We start from the raw sequence: 1452 nt of genomic DNA, 5'->3' as shown, positions 1-1452 counted from the left end.
TGAACTGACCCCAAGAAGTTGGACAGTTTAGGAAGCTAGAGGCTCAAGGCCTGAGTTCGGTACTGAACCGGGCTCAGGCCTTTCAGCTTGAGTCGGATGCGTTGGTGGTTGTAGTAGCGGATGAACTGGCCGATGGCCTTGCGTAGCTGCTCGATGCTGTCGTATCGGTTCGGGTAGAAGCACTCCGTCTTGAGCGTGGCGAACCAGCTCTCCATGGCAGCGTTGTCCAGGCAGTTGCCCTTGCGAGACATGCTCTGGGTCAAGCCTCGTTCGGCCAGCATTTGCCGGTAGGCCGGCTGCTGGTATTGCCAGCCTTGGTCCGAGTGCAGCAGCGGGCGGTCGCCGGCAGGCAGGCGGCGCCACGCCTTCTTGAGCATGCTGGCCACCAGCCCGAACAGCGGGCGCGTGCTGGTTTCGTAGGCGACGATCTCGCCGTTGTACAGGTCCATCACCGGCGAGAGGTACAGCTTCTGGCCGCGTACATTGAACTCGGTCACGTCGGTGACCCACTTCTGGTTCGGCTTGTCGGCCTCGAACTGGCGTGCCAGGAAGTTCTGCGCCACGCGGCCCATCTCACCCCGATACGAACGATATTTCTTCGGTCGTACCACCGACTTCAGCCCCAACGTCTGCATCAACCTTTGAACAGTCTTGTGGTTCACGCACTGGCCTGCCTGGCGTAACGCGGCGGTGATGCGCCGGTAGCCGTAGCGGCCCTTGTGGCTTGCGTAGACCGCATTGATCCGGCCTTTGAGCTCGGCATGCTTGTCAGCAGCTTCAGCCACCTTGGCCTGGTAGTAATACGTGCTGCGCGCCAAGCCGGCCGCCTTGAGCAAGGCCGCCAGCGGGTGTTGCTGCCTCAACCCAGTCACGGCTTGCGCTTTTTCTGCGCAGCCGCACGCTTCTTTTCCTGGATCAAGGCATCGAGTTTTTTTAAGTACGCGACCTCGGCGCGCAACTCGATCAACTCCTGGTTCTGCCGGGCAATGATCTGCTTGTCATCCAGTTCGGTGACGGCGGCGTTGGGCTTGGGCGGCTTGTGGCTCATGGTCTTGGGGCGCCCCTTGCGTAGGGGCCGCAGTGCGTCGATACCCCCTGCATGATACTGGCGTGCCCACTTGCCGATGTGATCCGCGCAGCGAATGTCGAACGCTGCCGCCGTCTGCGCCTGTGACCAGTGCTCGCGCCACATCCGCTTGAGCACCTTCAGCTTGAAGTCGGCGTCATAACTCGCACCCTTGCGGCGCAGCCCTGAAATCCCGTGCGCTCGGTATCTGCTCACCCACCGCCTGACCGTTGCGTGATCGAGCCCATGTCTATCGCCAACCGTCTTGGCCCCCTCTGAACCTGATAGGTACTGCCTCACTACCTTGAGCTTGAAACGCTCGTCGTACTTCGCCATGCAAAAACCCCCGAAGGTCGGATCTCGTCCAACTTTCAGGGGTCAGTTCA

1 protein-coding gene is annotated in these 1452 nt (G+C 60.9%); it reads right to left on the bottom strand.

The features are described 5' to 3' along the window. Window positions 1-35: 35 nt before the first annotated feature. A protein-coding gene (locus FS845_RS26380; RefSeq protein ID WP_144641675.1) for an IS3 family transposase occupies window positions 36-1402 on the bottom strand; the annotation gives its coding sequence in 2 pieces (ribosomal slippage) (window positions 36-928 and window positions 928-1402; 1368 coding nt in all). Window positions 1403-1452 lie beyond the last annotated feature (50 nt).

Source organism: Bordetella genomosp. 13 (assembly GCF_007679965.1).
Lineage (GTDB): Bacteria > Pseudomonadota > Gammaproteobacteria > Burkholderiales > Burkholderiaceae_B > Bordetella.
This window is presented reverse-complemented; position numbering and strand designations above follow the sequence as displayed.